General features: G+C 64.7%; 18 protein-coding genes. 8 read left to right on the top strand and 10 right to left on the bottom strand.

Translation table 11 applies throughout. The features are described from left to right. The first annotated feature begins 1 nt into the window (after position 1). The 3 genes from A5791_RS06845 to A5791_RS06835 all read left to right on the top strand — a co-directional run bounded on the left by A5791_RS06845 (position 2) and on the right by A5791_RS06835 (position 2,101). The gene (locus A5791_RS06845) at positions 2-1,429 is read left to right on the top strand and encodes a cell wall metabolism sensor histidine kinase WalK (protein ID WP_067233185.1); all 1,428 of its coding nucleotides are present in this window, start codon (positions 2-4) and stop codon (positions 1,427-1,429) included. 110 nt (positions 1,430-1,539) lie between these two features. Beyond that, complete coding sequence (locus A5791_RS06840; RefSeq protein WP_067233182.1) at positions 1,540-1,821, top strand: type II toxin-antitoxin system Phd/YefM family antitoxin; 282 nt, start codon at positions 1,540-1,542, stop codon at positions 1,819-1,821. Between the two features lies 1 nt (position 1,822). Further along, positions 1,823-2,101: a type II toxin-antitoxin system RelE/ParE family toxin gene (locus A5791_RS06835; protein WP_067233180.1), complete on the top strand. Its 279-nt coding sequence runs from the start codon at positions 1,823-1,825 to the stop codon at positions 2,099-2,101. Between the two features lie 58 nt (positions 2,102-2,159). Here the strand turns inward: A5791_RS06835 and A5791_RS06830 are convergent, their stop codons facing one another. From A5791_RS06830 to A5791_RS06790, 9 genes are all read right to left on the bottom strand, one after another. Next, positions 2,160-2,564, bottom strand: coding sequence for an HIT family protein (locus tag A5791_RS06830; RefSeq protein WP_067233474.1), 405 nt, complete (start codon positions 2,562-2,564; stop codon positions 2,160-2,162). Positions 2,565-2,608: 44 nt separating this feature from the next. After that, complete coding sequence (locus A5791_RS06825) at positions 2,609-3,037, bottom strand: ketosteroid isomerase family protein (protein ID WP_067233177.1); 429 nt, start codon at positions 3,035-3,037, stop codon at positions 2,609-2,611. Positions 3,038-3,051: 14 nt separating this feature from the next. Next, entirely contained in the window at positions 3,052-4,179 is a 1,128-nt protein-coding gene (locus tag A5791_RS06820; protein WP_067233175.1) for an NDMA-dependent alcohol dehydrogenase, read from the bottom strand. A gap of 147 nt (positions 4,180-4,326) precedes the next feature. After that, positions 4,327-4,872 (bottom strand): hypothetical protein, encoded by a 546-nt coding sequence (locus A5791_RS06815; protein ID WP_067233173.1) that lies wholly within the window; start codon positions 4,870-4,872, stop codon positions 4,327-4,329. Positions 4,873-4,875: 3 nt separating this feature from the next. Next, complete coding sequence (locus A5791_RS06810; RefSeq protein WP_067233170.1) at positions 4,876-5,091, bottom strand: ferredoxin; 216 nt, start codon at positions 5,089-5,091, stop codon at positions 4,876-4,878. Between the two features lie 11 nt (positions 5,092-5,102). Then, positions 5,103-6,458: a cytochrome P450 gene (locus tag A5791_RS06805; RefSeq protein WP_067233168.1), complete on the bottom strand. Its 1,356-nt coding sequence runs from the start codon at positions 6,456-6,458 to the stop codon at positions 5,103-5,105. Further along, positions 6,455-7,279, bottom strand: a complete 825-nt coding sequence (locus A5791_RS06800) for an SDR family oxidoreductase (protein ID WP_067233166.1) — start codon at positions 7,277-7,279, stop codon at positions 6,455-6,457. The genes A5791_RS06805 and A5791_RS06800 overlap by 4 nt, the downstream gene beginning before the upstream one ends. Position 7,280: 1 nt before the next feature. Beyond that, a complete protein-coding gene (locus A5791_RS06795) occupies positions 7,281-8,501 on the bottom strand; it encodes a cytochrome P450 (protein ID WP_067233163.1) in 1,221 nt (406 codons plus the stop codon). Next, positions 8,498-9,133 carry a TetR/AcrR family transcriptional regulator gene (locus A5791_RS06790; RefSeq protein WP_067233160.1) on the bottom strand — a complete coding sequence of 212 codons (636 nt, stop codon included), beginning with the start codon at positions 9,131-9,133 and terminating at the stop codon, positions 8,498-8,500. Before A5791_RS06790 ends, A5791_RS06795 begins: the two co-directional genes overlap by 4 nt. Positions 9,134-9,315: 182 nt before the next feature. Between A5791_RS06790 and A5791_RS06785 the strand changes: the two genes are divergently transcribed. From A5791_RS06785 to purD, 5 genes are all read left to right on the top strand, one after another. Beyond that, positions 9,316-10,782 (top strand): aldehyde dehydrogenase, encoded by a 1,467-nt coding sequence (locus A5791_RS06785; protein WP_067233157.1) that lies wholly within the window; start codon positions 9,316-9,318, stop codon positions 10,780-10,782. Between the two features lie 75 nt (positions 10,783-10,857). After that, positions 10,858-11,604 carry an SDR family oxidoreductase gene (locus tag A5791_RS06780; RefSeq protein ID WP_067233154.1) on the top strand — a complete coding sequence of 249 codons (747 nt, stop codon included), beginning with the start codon at positions 10,858-10,860 and terminating at the stop codon, positions 11,602-11,604. Positions 11,605-11,634: 30 nt separating this feature from the next. Then, a complete protein-coding gene (locus A5791_RS06775; RefSeq protein WP_067233151.1) occupies positions 11,635-12,492 on the top strand; it encodes an NAD(P)-dependent oxidoreductase in 858 nt (285 codons plus the stop codon). Continuing rightward, complete coding sequence (locus A5791_RS06770) at positions 12,492-12,929, top strand: carboxymuconolactone decarboxylase family protein (RefSeq protein ID WP_067233149.1); 438 nt, start codon at positions 12,492-12,494, stop codon at positions 12,927-12,929. Before A5791_RS06775 ends, A5791_RS06770 begins: the two co-directional genes overlap by 1 nt. A 184-nt stretch (positions 12,930-13,113) precedes the next feature. Then, positions 13,114-14,382, top strand: a complete 1,269-nt coding sequence (purD, locus tag A5791_RS06765) for a phosphoribosylamine--glycine ligase (RefSeq protein ID WP_067233146.1) — start codon at positions 13,114-13,116, stop codon at positions 14,380-14,382. Positions 14,383-14,390: 8 nt separating this feature from the next. Here the strand turns inward: purD and A5791_RS06760 are convergent, their stop codons facing one another. Next, positions 14,391-15,998, bottom strand: a complete 1,608-nt coding sequence (locus tag A5791_RS06760) for a gamma-glutamyltransferase family protein (RefSeq protein ID WP_304441689.1) — start codon at positions 15,996-15,998, stop codon at positions 14,391-14,393. Between the last annotated feature and the right edge of the window lie 7 nt (positions 15,999-16,005).

Genomic DNA, 16,005 nt, shown 5'->3' with positions numbered 1-16,005 from the left:
TATGGCAGAACAGCGTCGACGCGGATTGCCGCTGCGGGTCGGCCTGGTGGCCGGCACCCTTGTGCTGGTGGCGTGCGGACTGGCGACGTCGGGAATCGCAGTCACCTCGATCCTGCGCCACAGCCTGGTCAGCCGTATCGACTCGACGCTGCTCGAGGCTTCGCGCAGCTGGGCGCAGGCCCCGCGGCGGCAGCTGGCGCCACCCTACGAGGGCCCCGACCCGGGCCGTCCGCCGTCGAAGTTCTACGTGCGCGGCATCGGCGTCGACGGCACCACCTTCACCGCCATCAACGACCGCAACGCCGAACCGGCCCTCCCGCCCAGCAATGACGTCGGCCCCTCTCCGACGACGCTGCCGTCGGTCAACGGCTCGAATATTCAGTGGCGGGCCGTCTCGGTGCGCGGTCCGCACGGGCTTACCACCGTGGCCATCGACCTGTCCGACGTCCAGCACACGGTCCGGTCCCTGGTCTGGCTGCAGTTCGGCATCGGTGTGGCGGTGCTGATCGTGGTGGGGCTCGCCGGCTACGCGGTGGTACACCGCAGTCTGCGGCCGCTGGCCGAAGTCGAGAAGACCGCGGCGGCGATCGCTGCGGGCCAGTTGGATCGACGGGTTCCGGAGCGTGACCCCCGGACCGAGGTGGGCCGACTTTCGTTGGCGCTCAACGGGATGCTCGCGCAGATCCAGCAAGCGCTGGCGTCCTCGGAGTCGTCGGCCGAAAAGGCCCGTGGCTCCGAGGAGCGGATGCGACGGTTCATCACCGACGCCAGCCACGAGCTGCGCACCCCATTGACGACCATCCGCGGGTTCGCGGAGTTGTATCGGCAGGGCGCCGCGCGAGATGTGGCCATGCTGCTGTCGCGAATCGAAAGCGAAGCCAGCCGAATGGGTCTACTGGTCGACGATTTACTGCTGCTGGCCCGGCTGGACGTGCAGCGGCCGCTCGAACACCACCGGGTGGATCTGCTGGCGCTGGCCAGTGACGCCGTGCACGACGCGGAGGCGATGGACCCCAAGCGCGGCATCACCATGCAGGTTTTGGATGGCCCGGGAACCCCCGAGGTGCTGGGCGACGAGGCGCGGTTGCGTCAGGTGCTGAGCAACCTTATCGCCAACGCCATCCAGCACACCCCGGAGACAGCCGACATCACTGTGCGGGTGGGCACCGACGGCGACGACGCCGTACTCGAGGTCGCCGACAAAGGTCCCGGCATGACCGAAGAGGACGCCGGACGGGTGTTCGAGAGGTTCTACCGCACCGACTCGTCACGGGCCCGTGCCAGCGGCGGTACCGGGCTGGGACTTTCGATCGTCGACTCGCTGGTGCGCGCGCACGGTGGCGTCGTCACCGTGACCACTGCGCCGGGCGAAGGCTGTTGCTTCCGGGTCAGCATGCCGCGTGTCAGCGACGTCGCCGCGCACGTGTAAGCCCGTCGTTCCGCATATCGCCGTGGCCGACCAAGCTGGTTGGTCATGTCGCCGGCAAGGGTACTTATTTAGGTCTCTGGTAGACCTTAATTAAGGTCTACACTGTTGATATGCGGATTCTGCCGATCTCACAGCTGAAAAGCAAGATCAATGAGTATGTTGACGCCGTCTCCGAGACGCGTGACCAAATCACCATCACCAAGAACGGCGCGCCGGCCGCGGTGTTGATCGGCGTCGATGAATGGGAGTCCATCCAGGAGACCCTGTATTGGCTGTCGCAGCCAGGCATCGTCGAATCGGTCAGCGAGTCTGAGGCCGACGTCACCGCCGGACGAACCTACGGCGAGGACGAGATTCGTGCCGCCTACCAAGTACCTCGGCGCTCGCGCTGAAATGAGCCCCGCCGATGGCTACACGACACGGTTCACCGCCACGGCCCGACGAGACCTCGACAAACTGCCGCCGCGAATCTTGGCCGCGGTTCTTGAGTTTGCGTTCGGCGACCTGGCACGCCATCCCCGCAGCGTCGGCAAACCGCTGCGCGGCGACCTCGATGGCCAACATAGCGCACGCCGAGGCCCCTACCGCCTCCTCTATCGCATCGACGACAACGAACACAGCGTCTGGGTCCACCGTGTTGACCACCGCGCGGACGTCTATCGACGGCCTTGATGCGTCGCCGTGACGGTTTCTATATGTAACACCGGCCGCTCGACGACCGGCCGGGGCCTCAAGTCAGCTCAGCCAGGGCCGCCTTGATCTTGGCCTGCGCTTCGTCCAGCGACTCCGGCGACGGATTGCGGTCGACGTTGGCGAATCCGAAGTCGCTCAGGCTGCGAGTGGGGAATACGTGAACGTGCAGATGGGGCACCTCCAGCCCGGCGATGATCACGCCGGCACGCTCGGCCCGGAATGCCCGGCAGACGGCCTTGCCGATCAGCTGGCTCACCGCCATGACGCGGTTGAACGTTGCGCTGTCGACGTCTTGCCACTGGTCGATCTCGGCGCGGGGCACCACCAGAGTGTGCCCCTGCGTCATGGGTTCGATCGTCAAGAAGGCGACGATGTCGTCGTCCTCGTACACGAAGCGGCCGGGCAGTTCACGGTTGATGATCTTGGTGAAGATCGACGGCATGCGCTCAAGCATAGGTGCGGCCTGATTGCCGCCGGCGCTGGCCGTTAGGTCTGCGACTTTTCCTTGCTGAACTTCATCATCTCCAGGTTCCAATACCCGCGCAGATTGGTTATCAGCCCGGCATCGTTGACGCGGTAGGTGAACACGCCACGGACCTCGCTGGTGAAGCCGCCCTCAAACCTGCTGTGCAGCAACAGAATATGAGCGATCTCATTCGGCGAGCTCGACGGGAAGGTCTCTTCGCAGGTGATCGTCAGTTGGTTGGGGGCGATGGTCTTGTCGTAGAAGCCGGCGACGGCTTCTTTGCCTCGGACGCCGGTGCCGTCGGGATTGGTGACGGACTTGCCGATCGGATCCTCGACGACGACATCGTCGGCCATCAGTGCCAGCCAGCCCTCCCGATCGTGGGCCTGGACGCACCGCCACGAGGATTGGGACGCCGTCACTGCCGGAGATTGGACGGTTTGGGTCATGGTCTCTCGGCGCTCTAGCGGTCAGCGTCCGTGTATCGGATGACGCCTCGAATGTTCTTGCCGTCCAGCATGTCCTGGTAGCCCTCGTTGATCTGCTCCAGCCGGTACTGGGTGGTGACCATGTCGTCGAGGTTGAGCTTGCCGGCTTTGTACATTGCCAGCAGCTGCGGGATGTCGTACTGCGGATTACCGCCGCCGAAGATGGTGCCCTGCAAGTTCTTCTGCATCAGGGTCAACATCGCCAGGTTCAGGGTGACGTTGGTGTCCAGCAGGCTGCCGATGGCGGTCGCCACGCAGGTGCCGCCCTTGGCGGTGATGTTCAGGTAGCTGTCGATGTCGGCGCCGTGCAGTTCCCCGACGGTCACGATCACCTTGTGGGCCATCAGGCCGTAGGTGACTTCCATGATTCCCATCAGCGCGGCGTTGATGTCGGGGTAGACGTGCGTGGCACCGAACTTCAGGGCTTGATCGCGTTTCCACTCGACCGGGTCGATCGCGAAGATGTAGCGGGCGCCGGCGGCCACGGCGCCCTGCAGCGCTGCCATGCCTACTCCGCCGACACCGACGATCGCCACGTCCTGGCCGGGCCGGATGTCTGCGGTGCGGACCGCCGAACCGTAGCCGGTGGTGACACCGCAACCGACCAGGGCGGCCACCTCGAACGGAACGGACGGGTCGATCTTCACCACCGAGCTGCGGTGCACGACCATGTACGGCGAGAACGTCCCCAGCAGCGTCATGGGGAACACGTTCTGGCCGCGGGCCTGGATGCGGAATGTACCGTCACTCACCGCCGCGCCGGCCAGCAGCCCGGCACCGAGGTCGCACAGATTGCGCATGCCCGCCTGACAGGTCGGACACTGCCCGCACGAGGGGATGAACGACAGCACCACGTGGTCACCGGGCGCAAGATCCTCCACGCCTGGCCCGACTTCGGTGACAATGCCCGCACCCTCGTGACCGCCGAGCACCGGGAAGCCCGCCATCGGGATGCCACCGGTGACCAGGTGGTGGTCGGAGTGGCACATGCCCGCCGCTTCCATCTGGATCTTGACCTCGTCTTTGACGGGGTCGCCGATCTCGATTTCTTCGATGGACCAGGGCTGGTTGAACTCCCAGATCAGTGCGCCTTTTGTCTTCACGTTGGACCTGACCCCATTTCGCCTTTGAAAGAGTGCCTGGCCCCATCATGCCTGGCACGGTAGTGACGAGTGCCACAGGGCACTCTTGCCGGTAGCATAGCCGTCCAACAAAACAAATGCTTGGTTGGGCCGGGCTAACCGTTCGGTTCACCAAATCGGGACGGGTGCCTGTCCCAACGGGTAGTAGCCGGGCAGCTTCTCTCCGGCCAGGCTGCGCTCGATGCGCTTCTGCATGCCGTTGGAAAGCTTCCCGGCCTTCATCAGCTCTAAGTACAGCGCCTGCACGTGACCGAAGTCGAAGAAGTCGCGTTGCCATTCGATCTTGGCGTCGGAGTTGAGCCGGAACCAGCTGCCGCCGATGCCGTAGATCTCGGACTGCGAGCCGTCGGAGTCCGTCGCAACCTGCTTCCAGAAACCGACGATCTCGCCCTGCTTGTCGTCGATGATGACCTTCTGGTAGGGGTACTGCCAGTTCTCCAGTCCCTCCATCTCGAGGCCCAGTGCGATGTCGCGGATCTCGTCGATGCCGACGCACATCACGTCTTCCTTCGGGCCGATGTTCCACCCGTAGGTCGCGTCGGAAGCGTAGAAATCCGCCAGCGGCTTCCAGTCGCCCGACCGTTCGGCCGCCCGGTTGGCCTCAAGCCAGCGCTCGACCCAGTCTTCGAGCGCCTCACGGGAGTGTGATGACATGAGTCAGTCTTCTTTCTCTTGGATGAATAGTGCTTGAGTAGGGCATGATTCGACCGCCCGCTCGACTTCGTCGCGGGCGTCTTCCGGCGGTTCGGGGTCGACGATCTCGACCTTGCCCCGCTTGGGCACGTGGAAGAAGTCCGGTGCCTCCAATTCACACATGGCGTGTCCTTGGCACAAATCCAGATCCGCTTTGATCCGAAAACCATTTGAGCCCATAGCATTAATCCTTACGAGCCGCGCTTGCGGTAGCGGACCTTGGCCGGCTTGGCAAGCTGCACGACCATCTTGGAGTGGTCGTTGTGATAGCTGTCGGCGGGCTGCGCCATCTCGAACTCGTACTCGCGCAACAGCACTGAGAAGATGGCTTTGATCTGCATTTGGGCGAAGGCGGCTCCGACGCACCGATGCCGCCCCGCCCCGAACGGGATCCAGGTCCACCGGTTCACCAGATCCTCTTGGCGGGGTTTCTCGTAGCGGTCCGGGTCGAATGAATCGGGATTCGGGAAATCGTCGGGGATGCGGTTCGAAATCGCCGGGGATGCGGCCACGTAGTCGCCGTCGTGTATTGGGAAGCCCTCGACCTCGAACTCGCCCTTCGCCACCCGCATCAGGATGATCAGCGGCGGATGCAGTCGCAGCGTCTCCTTGAGCACGTTCTCCAGCTTCGGAATCTGGCGCAGCGCATGGAAACTCACCTCTTGGCCGTCGGCGTAGAGCTCGTCGAGCTCCTTGACCACCTCGATGTAGACATCGGGGTGGCGGATCAGCTCGATCAGCGTCCACGCCGAGGTGCCCGAGCTGGTGTGGTGCCCGGCGAACATCAGCGAGATGAACATGCCGGTGATCTCATCCGCGGAGAACCGAAGGTTGCCTTCCTCGTCCTTGATGGACACCAGCACGTCCAGCATGTCGCGGTCGCCCTTGTCCTTGGGCGGGTTGGCAATACGTTGGTCCATGATCTCCTGGACCAGCGCCACCAGGTCTTTGCGGGCTTGGTCGCGGCGGCGGAAACTCTCGATCGGCAGGTAGGGGTCGACGTAGCACAGTGGGTCGGTACCGCGCTCCAGTTCGTGGTAGTAGTGCGCGAACCGGGCGTCGAGCTGATTGCGGAATTTCAGCCCGATCAGGCAAGCGGTCGAGGTGTAGATGGTCAATTCGGCGAAGAAGTCCAGCAATTCGATCTCGCCCTCGTCGCCCCAATCGGCGATCATCTTCTTCACTTCGCCCTCGATGGTCGTGGCGTGACCCTTCATATGCTCACCGCGCAACGCCGAGTTGTGCAGCATCTCCTTGCGCCGCTCCGGGCTGGCGTCGAACACCACGCCCTTGCCGAAGATGGGTGTCATGAACGGGTACGCCTCGGCCTGGTCCAGTTCCTCGTCGGCGGAACGGAAGAAGAACTCGTTGGCTCCTGCGCCGGAGAGCAGGATGACGTGCTTGTCCGCCAGCTGGAACCAGCCCACATCCCCGCACTCCTCGCGGGTGCGCTTCATCAGTCCGATGGGGTCGGTGCGGAACTCCTCGAGATGCCCGTGCTCTTCCTCACCGCCGGAAACCCGTGGTACCACGGCTGTTGTCGTCATGAGTTCAGCTCTTTCTCATCGACTTTCAGTTGTTGACGTTCTTTCGTTTCGGTCAACGGCGCCTCGGGTTGAAGCTCCATGTTGACCACGAAACCGCCTCGCGGCGTCTCGGCGACGAACGTGATTGCGCGGGCGAGATCAGATGCACGCAGGAAGTAGTTGTGCCGCGCCTGGCCCCACTTGGCCCAGTCCTCCAGCGCGGGACCGATCGACTCCAGGGGCAGGCTCCATCCCATCCCCGTCTTCGTCGGTCCCGGGTGCACGATCGAGGCGCGAACGCCGGTGCCCTCCAGCTCCATCTGCAGGTTGGTGACCATCGCTACCAGTGCGGCTTTCGCCGCACCGTAGGCCCCCATGTGCGGGCGCTGGCGCAGGGCAACATCGGAACCGACGAAGATGAGGTCGCCGCGCCGGCGCTCGATCATGCCCGGAAGTACGGCGGTGGCCAATCGATTTGCCCCGATGAGGTGAATCTGGACCTGCGATTCGAAAGTCTCGGTGTCGATTTCGTGCAGCCTGCCGAAGAAGGTGTCGCCGGCGCCGGTGACGAGTACCTCGATCTCGCCGAGCTGCTCGGCTGCTTGGTGTACGAACGCTTTGACCGAGTCCGCGTCGGTGACGTCGAGTGGCAACGCGATGGCCGCACCGCCATCCGCGCGGATCTTTTCGGCAATCTCCCGGCACTTCTCCAGGCGCCGGGCTCCCAGCGCCACCGGAAAGCCATGCGCCGCAAGTTGAACGGCGGTAGCCTCTCCAATTCCTGACGACGCGCCGGCGACGATCGCGGGTCTGCGCGCCGGATGTGGTTCGAAACGCGGCATCTCAGGAAACCTCCACGGTGATGGGTAGGTGGGCGAACCCGCGGACATTGCTGGAGTGGACGCGGACGGCGTTGGCCTCGTCGACCTGATACCCGCGGATTCGCTTGAAGAGCTCGGTGAGCGCGACCCGGGCTTCCATCCGGGCCAGATGGGCACCCAGGCAGAAGTGCGCGCCGCTGCCGAAACTCATGAGTTTGGACCCGATTTCGCGTCCGATCAGATAGTCGTCGGGATTGTCGAACACCCGCTCGTCGCGGTGGGCCGAACCCGGCAGCAGCAGCAGGACGTCCCCCTCGGGAACCGTCGTGCCGTGGATTGTGAGTTCCCCGGAGACGGTGCGGGCCAGGATCTGGCTCGATGTGTCATAGCGCAGCGTTTCCTCGACCCACAGCGGCACCCTCGACAGGTCGGCGTAGATCGGGGTGAGCTGATCCGGGTTCTTGTGGCCCCAGAATGCGGCGTTGGCAAGGAGTTTGGTGGTCGTCTCGTTGCCGGCGATCACCATCAAGAACATGAACCCGAGGACTTCTTCGTCGGTGAGCCGGTCGCCGTTGATCTCGGCCTCCAGCAACGCCGACGTGAGATCGTCCGTCGGCTTCTTGCGGCGCTCTGCGATCATCGCCTGGTAGTAGACGATCAGGTTTATCGACGCCTCGATGGCGGAAGCCGGAACGTCGGTGACGCCGTCCTCCCGGTGCATCACGCCGTCGGCCCAGGCACGGATGCGGTCGCGGTCTGCCACCGGAACACCCATCAGCTCCGAGATCACGTCCATCGGCAGCTTGCCGGCGAATTCCGCCACATAGTCGACGGTTTCGGAACTGCCCGCCTTTTCCAGCATGGTGTCGAGGTGTTGCACGGCCAGCTCGGTGACTCGTGGCTCGAGTTCGCGAATCCGGCGCGGCGTGAAGCCTTTTGACACCAGCGTGCGCAACCGCAGATGGTCAGGGTCGTCCATGGCCAGGAACGACATCGTCTTGGACGCGTGCGGGCCGCGGGACACCGGATCCAGGGAGACGCCGTCGCGGTTGGACAGTGTGGTGCTGTTGCGGAAGCCTTGCAGCACATCGCTATGCCGCGACAACGCCCAGAAGCCGAGCGTCTCGTTGTGGTACAGCGGGGCCTCGTCGCGCAGCCGCTTGTAATACGGGTACGGATCCTCGTGGAAGTCGTAGTCGTAGGGATCGAGCACCAGCTCCGGGCCGCCAATTTGAACCGTCATTGCTCGCTCCCGGTCGTTTCTTGGGTCTGCTCGGCTCCGGCCAGGATGAGCCGCACCACGTCGGCCAGCCGGTCCGCGATCTTGTGATAGGTGGACTCACCGCTGCCGGCCTGCACCAGTGCGCCGAAGAAGGCCATCTCGAGTGCCGACACCGTGCCGGGGTCCGCGCCGGGCCCGATGGCCGAGGTGATGCGGCGGTGGATCTCCGCGCCGATCCGGTCGCGGGCGTCGCGCACAGCAGGGTCGTTGCCGCCGCCGAGCAACGCCGCCGTACACGCCGCGCCGACCTCGGGTTCGTCAGCGACCACCAGCGCCAAGTGGCGCAGGACCTGATGTACCCGGGTGGGCATGGGGTCGTTGACATCGGTGAAGTACGGAACCTGCCGCACCAGGTCGAGGTAGACCTCGGCGATCAGGTGGTTTTTTGACGAGAAGTAGGTGTAGGCCGTCGCCGGGGCCACTTTGGCTCGCGCCGCGACCATGCGCACGGTCAGGTCGGCATAGGAGTTCTCGCGCAGCGTCTCCATTCCGGCGACCAGCACCTTGCGGAAGGTTTCCTCTTGGCGGCGGTTGCGGGGCGCTCCGCCGGACGGGTGCTGCGGTTGCGCGGTAACCAGTGCATCGCTGGACACATGTCCAAGCTAGAGGATAGTTGCCTCGTGAAGCAACCCCGACCACTGAAAACGCTGATCAACAGGCTCAACAGGTCATCTGAGATGCTACCCAGGAGATCGGCGCTTGCACCGCAGACAACCCGAACGCTATGGTGCCAAGGAGCGATATCGGACAAGTGTCCATTCGATTGGAGCGAGACATGGCGTTGATCGCCGACGGCGTTAGTGCACTGTTCATCGACGGCAAGCCGTGTCCGGGCAGCGCGGGTACCTTCCCGACGATCAACCCGGCCACCGAGGAGGTGCTGGGTGTCGCCGCCGACGCCGACGCCGACGACATGGGCCGCGCCATCGATGCCGCGCGGCGCGCGTTCGACGAGACCGACTGGTCGCGCAACACCGAACTGCGGGTCCGGTGCGTACGCCAGCTCCGCGACGCGATGCAGCAACACGCTGAGGAATTGCGCGAGATCACCATCGCAGAAGTAGGTGCGCCGCGAATGCTCACCGCCGCCGCTCAGTTGGAAGGTCCGGTCAACGACCTGGCGTTCTCGGCGGACACGGCCGAATCCTATGCGTGGAAACAGGATCTGGGTGACGCGGCGCCGATGGGAATCCCCACCCGCCGTACCATCGCGCGGGAATCCGTCGGCGTCGTCGGCGCGATCACCCCGTGGAACTTTCCGCACCAGATCAATCTCGCCAAGCTGGGCCCTGCGCTGGCCGCGGGCAACACCATCGTCCTGAAGCCGGCGCCCGACACTCCCTGGTGTGCAGCGGTACTCGGCGAGCTCATCGCCGACCACACGGACTTTCCACCCGGCGTGGTCAACATCGTCACTTCCAGTGACCACGGTGTGGGCGCGTTGTTGGCGAAAGACCCTCGGGTAGACATGATTTCGTTCACCGGGTCGACGGCCACCGGCCGCAGCGTGATGGCTGATGCCGCAGCCACCATCAAGAAGGTGTTTCTGGAACTGGGTGGAAAGTCGGCCTTCCTCGTGCTCGACGACGCCGACCTGGCGGGAGCTTGCGCCGTTTCGGCGTTCACCGCGTCGATGCATGCCGGACAAGGTTGCGCGATCACAACCCGGCTGGTGGTGCCGCGGGCTCGCTATGACGAGGCAGTGGCGATCGCGGCGGGCACTATGGGGTCGATCAAACCCGGTGATCCCAAAGACCCCAAAACCGTTTGTGGGCCGCTTATTTCGGCGCGACAGCGCGACCGGGTACAGGACTACCTCGACTCGGCGATCGCCGAAGGTGGGACGTTCGCGTGTGGTGGTGGCCGGCCGGCGGGCAAGGATGTCGGTTTCTTCATCGAGCCGACCGTCATCGCGGGCCTGGGCAACGACGCCCGGGTCGCACGGGAGGAGATCTTCGGCCCCGTCCTCACGGTGATCGCCCACGACGGCGACGACGACGCGGTGCGGATTGCCAACGACTCGCCATATGGCTTGTCGGGCACCGTGTTCAGCGCCGACCCTGATCGTGCAGGGGGGGTGGCAGCGCGGCTGCGGGTCGGGACCGTCAATGTCAACGGCGGCGTCTGGTATTCCGCGGATGCGCCGTTCGGCGGTTACAAGCAGTCCGGCAACGGCCGCGAGATGGGCCTTCTTGGCTTCGAGGAGTACTTGGAAGCCAAACTGATCGCGACGGCGATCTAACGCCGAGTGTGTGCTTAACGCACGCGCCGGCGCGAAATGCGTGCCATAACCCCACATTCGGCAGGAAGGGAAGCCATGTTCGAGAACAAGGTGGCCATCGTCACCGGGGCCGCACAGGGCATCGGGCAGGCGTACGCCGAAGCCCTGGCCCGCGAGGGTGCCGCTGTGGTGGTCGCCGACATCAACGCCGACGCCGCGGAGAGAACGGCCAAGCAGATTGTCGCCGATGGTGGCACGGCAATCCATGTGCCCGTTGACGTTTCCGACGAAGAGTCGGCAAAGGCGATGGCCGACCGCACAGTCAGCGAATTCGGTGGCATCGACTACCTGGTGAACAATGCGGCGATCTACGGCGGCATGAAGCTCGACCTGCTGCTGACCGTGCCGCTGGACTACTACAAGAAGTTCATGAGCGTCAACCACGACGGAGTGCTGGTGTGTACGCGCGCGGTGTACAAGCACATGGCCAACAGGGGCGGTGGCGCGATCGTCAACCAGTCGTCGACCGCGGCGTGGCTGTATTCAAACTTCTACGGCCTGGCCAAAGTTGGCGTCAACGGGCTGACCCAGCAGCTTTCCCGGGAGTTGGGCGGAATGAAGATCAGGATCAACGCCATAGCGCCCGGACCGATCGACACCGAAGCCACCAAGACCGTCACCCCGGGCGAGTTGGTCAAGACCATGGTGCAGCAGATACCGCTGAGCCGGATGGGGACGCCGGCGGATCTGGTGGGAATGTGTTTGTTCCTGTTGAGCGACCAGGCCTCCTGGATCACCGGGCAGATCTTCAATGTTGACGGCGGGCAGATAATCCGGTCATAGCCGCCGGCCAAATGAGAGGAGCGGCGCATCGTGTCAGATCACGTGAGGCTCGGTTACATCGGGCTGGGCAACATGGGCACGCCGATGGCCAAGAAGATGGTCGAATGGCCAGGCGGTCTGACGGTGTACGACATCAGGCCCGAGGCTATGACGCCGTTGGCAGAACGCGGTGCCAGCCTGGCCGACAATGTCGCGGACGTCGCCAGCGCTGACATCATCAGCATCACCGTGCTCAACGACGAGCAGGTGCGCAACGTGGTGGGTGAGCTGGCGAACAGCGCCAAGCCCGGCACCATCATTGCGATTCACTCGACGATCAGCGACACCACCGCCGTGGAGCTCGCCCGCGAGCTGGAACCCCAGGACATTCATGTCATCGACGCGCCGATCAGCGGCGGCGGGCGCGCCGCGCGTTTCGGTCAACTGGCCACCATGGTGGGCGCCAGCGACGAAATCTTCGCTCGCGTCAAAGAGCCCTTTTCACACTGGGCGGAGTTGGTTGTGCACGCCGGCCCGCCCGGCGCCGGCACCCGGATGAAGCTGGCGCGCAACATGCTGACCTACACCACGTGGGCGGCGGTGGGTGAGGCGTGGAAGCTGGCGGAGGCCGCCGGACTGAACCTGCAGGACCTCGGAAACGTCGTGCGTCACACCGACAAGCTGACCGGTGGCGCCGGAGCGATCATGTTCCGCGACGACACGAAAGACCTTGAGCCGGGCCACTTCCTCTACGACGGGTTCATGCACACGCGGAGCCTCGGCGAGAAGGACCTCAGTCTGGCACTGGCGTTGGCCGACGAGGTCTCGGTCGACCTGCCGCTGGCTAGGCTGGCGCTCGAACGCCTCGGACCCGCTCTCGGGGTACCGCACACAGAGAAAGAGACGTGATGGACGAACTGCGCCGCAAGGGCCTGGAGAAGATGAACGAGGTCTACGGCTGGGAGATGCCCAACATCGAGGGCGACGCTTACTTCGATCTGACCGTCGATCACCTGTTCGGCAGCATCTGGACGCGACCAGGGTTGTCGATGCGCGACAAGCGCATCATGACGTTGACGGCGGTGACGGCGGCCGGGAATCGAGACCTGGCCGAGATCCAGATCAACGCCGCCCTGCTCAACGGAGAACTCACCGAGACCGAACTGAAGGAGATGGCCGTCTTCCTGACGCACTATCTGGGTTTTCCGCGGGGTTCGGGCCTCAATGGCGCTGTCGACACCGTCGTGGCAAAGCGCAAGAAGGCCGCGGCCAAGGGTGCCGGCGAGGACAAAAAGGCGAACGTCGGCAACGCGTTGAGGATGCACTCGGGTACCAAGTCGGACTGAGTTTCCGTCGGCGAGCACCCGGCGAAGGCGGCCGAGGGCCGTTGATGCATCCAACGGCGCCGAATTGCTTGCCAGAAAAGTTTTACAATTCAGCAAGTCGTGCCCGGCGGGCCGAGAGGGGGCGGCCCGCCGGAGCAACCGGGCGCATTCAGGAAGACCGGTCGTCCCGATAGAGTGACCTGTCGTGCGCGTCCTGGTGATCGGCTCCGGTGCCCGTGAACATGCCCTGCTGCTGGCGCTCGCCAGAGACCCGCAGGTTACCGGTCTCATCATCGCTCCGGGCAACGCCGGCACCGCGCGAGTGGCCGAGCAACACGACGTCGACGTCACCTCCGCCGACGACGTCGTCGCGTTGGCACGCAAGGTCCGTGCCGACATGGTGGTCATCGGACCCGAGGTGCCGCTGGTGCTGGGGGTGGCCGACGCCGTGCGTGCTGCCGGCATCGCCTGCTTCGGGCCCAGCAAGGACGCCGCCCGCATCGAGGGCTCCAAGGCATTCGCCAAGGAAGTCATGGCGGCCGCCGGCGTGCGCACCGCGAGGAGCGAAATAGTGGACAGCCCAGCGCATTTGGACGCTGCCCTGGACCGGTTCGGGGTGGCCGCCGGTGATCTGGCCTGGGTGGTGAAGGACGATCACCTGGCTGCGGGCAAGGGAGTGGTGGTGACGCCCGATCGCGACACGGCCCGTGCGCATGCTGCCACACTGCTGGAGGCGGGCCACCCCGTACTGCTGGAGTCTTACCTCGAGGGACCGGAGGTGTCGCTGTTCTGCGTCGTCGATGGCGAAACCGTGGTGCCACTGTTGCCCGCTCAGGACTTCAAGCGGGTCGGTGAGGGTGACAGCGGGCCGAACACCGGCGGCATGGGCGCATACGCACCGCTGCCGTGGCTGCCCGACGAGGTCTATCGCGAGATGGTAGCCCGGATCGCCGAACCGGTTGCGGCCGAGATGGTTCGGCGGGGAAGCCCCTTCAGCGGATTGCTCTACGTGGGCCTCGCGATCACTGCCGACGGCCCGGCTGTGGTCGAATTCAACTGTCGCTTCGGGGATCCCGAGACGCAGAGCGTGCTGGCGCTGCTGGAGTCACCGCTCGGACAGCTACTGTATGCCGCGGCCACCGGTATGCTGGCCGACTTCGAACCGCTGCGCTGGCGCCACGGCGCTGCCGTGACCGTCGTCCTGGCGGCCGAAAATTATCCGGGACGGCCCCGCGTCGGAGACGTCGTAGCCGGCTCCGAAGCCGAAGGAGTGCTGCACGCGGGGACGGTACGGCGCGACGACGGCACGATCGTCTCGTCGGGTGGCCGCGTGCTGTCGGTGGTGGGCACCGGCGCCGACCTGACCGCCGCCCGCGCACATGCCTACGACATTCTCGATTCGATCCGGTTGCCGGGCAGCCATTTCCGCAGCGATATCGGCCTCAAGGCGGCCGAGGGGAGAATCGGCGTCTAGACCTCCTATCAAAAACCCGCGGCCTGGCCGTCCCGACGCGGATCGCTCGCCGCGAAATATCCGGCGTCGAGCCGCCAGATCGCCTGGCAGCTGCCGAACTGGTTGTAGTCGTCCACGGCGATCAAGTCGTGACCGCGCCGGCGTAATTCATCCAAAGTTGAAGCGGCAAAACCCTTTTCATAGGTCACCTGAAGGCCCTGTATCCAGCGGAACCGGGGGCCGTCGCACGCTGCCTGCGGATTTTGCCCGTGGTCGGCGATGCGGGCCAACACCTGCACATGGCCCTGAGGTTGCATCGGTCCGCCCATCACGCCGAAGCTCATCACCGGTGCGCCGTCCTTGGTCACAAAGCCCGGGATGATGGTGTGGTATGGACGCTTGCCCGGCCCGACCTGATTCGGATGCCCCTGCACCGCAACGAAGTCCGCGCCGCGATTCTGGAGTGCAATGCCGGTGCCCGGCACCACCACGCCGGAGCCGAAACCCATATAGTTCGATTGGATCATCGACACCATGATCCCCGACGCGTCGGCGGCCGTCAGATATACGGTGCCCCCTTTCGGGGTGCCGGCAGCCGCCGGCTGGGCTTGGTTCAAATCGATCAGCGCAGCTCGTTGCTTGAGGTATTCCTTGTCCAGCAAGCGTTTTGGGTGCAGGGGCATGTGATCGCTGTCGGCCACGTACGCCTGTGCGTCGGCGAAGGCGAGCTTAATTGCTTCGATCTGCAGGTGTACGCTGTCTGCGGAATCGACTGGATACGAAGACATGTCGAACTGCTCGAGAAGTCCCAGCGCTATCAGGGCCACGATTCCCTGGCCGTTGGGCGGGATCTCGTGGACGGTGTATCCACGATAGTTCGTGTCGATGGTGCCGACCCAGTTGGCGCGATGGGCAGCCAGGTCGCTGAGGCGCATTGCGCCGCCGTGGGCACTGGCGTGGGCTTCGAGTTTCGCAGCGAGCTCCCCGCGATAGAACGCCTCGCCGCCACTGGCGGCGATCTTTTCGAGGCTGTCCGCATGGTCGGGGGATCTGAACAGCTCACCGGGTTTCGGTGCTCGTCCGCCCGGCATGAACGCCTCGGCGAACCCTGGCTGCCCCGCGAACAGCGGAACCTGCTCCGACCACTGCGACGCGACAGTGGGCGAGACAAGAAAGCCGTTGCGACCGTAGAAGATAGCGGGCTCGAAGAGCCTTTCGAACGGAAGCTTGCCGAATTTGGCGTGCAGCTCCACCCACGCCGACACCGCTCCCGGTACGGTAACCGAGTTCCACCCGAACATCGGAACGGCGTTGCCGCCGAAGTACTCTGGCGTCCAAGCTGCCGGGGATCGGCCGGATGCGTTCAGGCCGTGCAATTGCCGGCCGTCCCACACGATCGCGAAGGCGTCCGAGCCGATGCCGTTGGACACCGGTTCCACCACGGTCAGCGTGATGGCGGCGGCAACCGCCGCGTCCACGGCGCTACCATCGTCGGCGAGCATGCGAAGCCCCGCTTGAGCGGCAAGGGGTTGTGATGTGCAGACAACGTTGGCCGCCAGAACGGGTTTGCGTGGCCACGCGTACGGCAGTCGCCAGTCGAACTGGGTGGCGCGAGCAGACGCAAAAGCACCCGACACGCCGGGC

The organism is Mycobacterium sp. 852002-51163_SCH5372311 (genome assembly GCF_001667115.1).
Lineage (GTDB): Bacteria > Actinomycetota > Actinomycetes > Mycobacteriales > Mycobacteriaceae > Mycobacterium.
The sequence above is the reverse complement of the archived record's forward strand: the minus strand, read 5'-3'. Positions and strand labels throughout refer to the sequence as shown.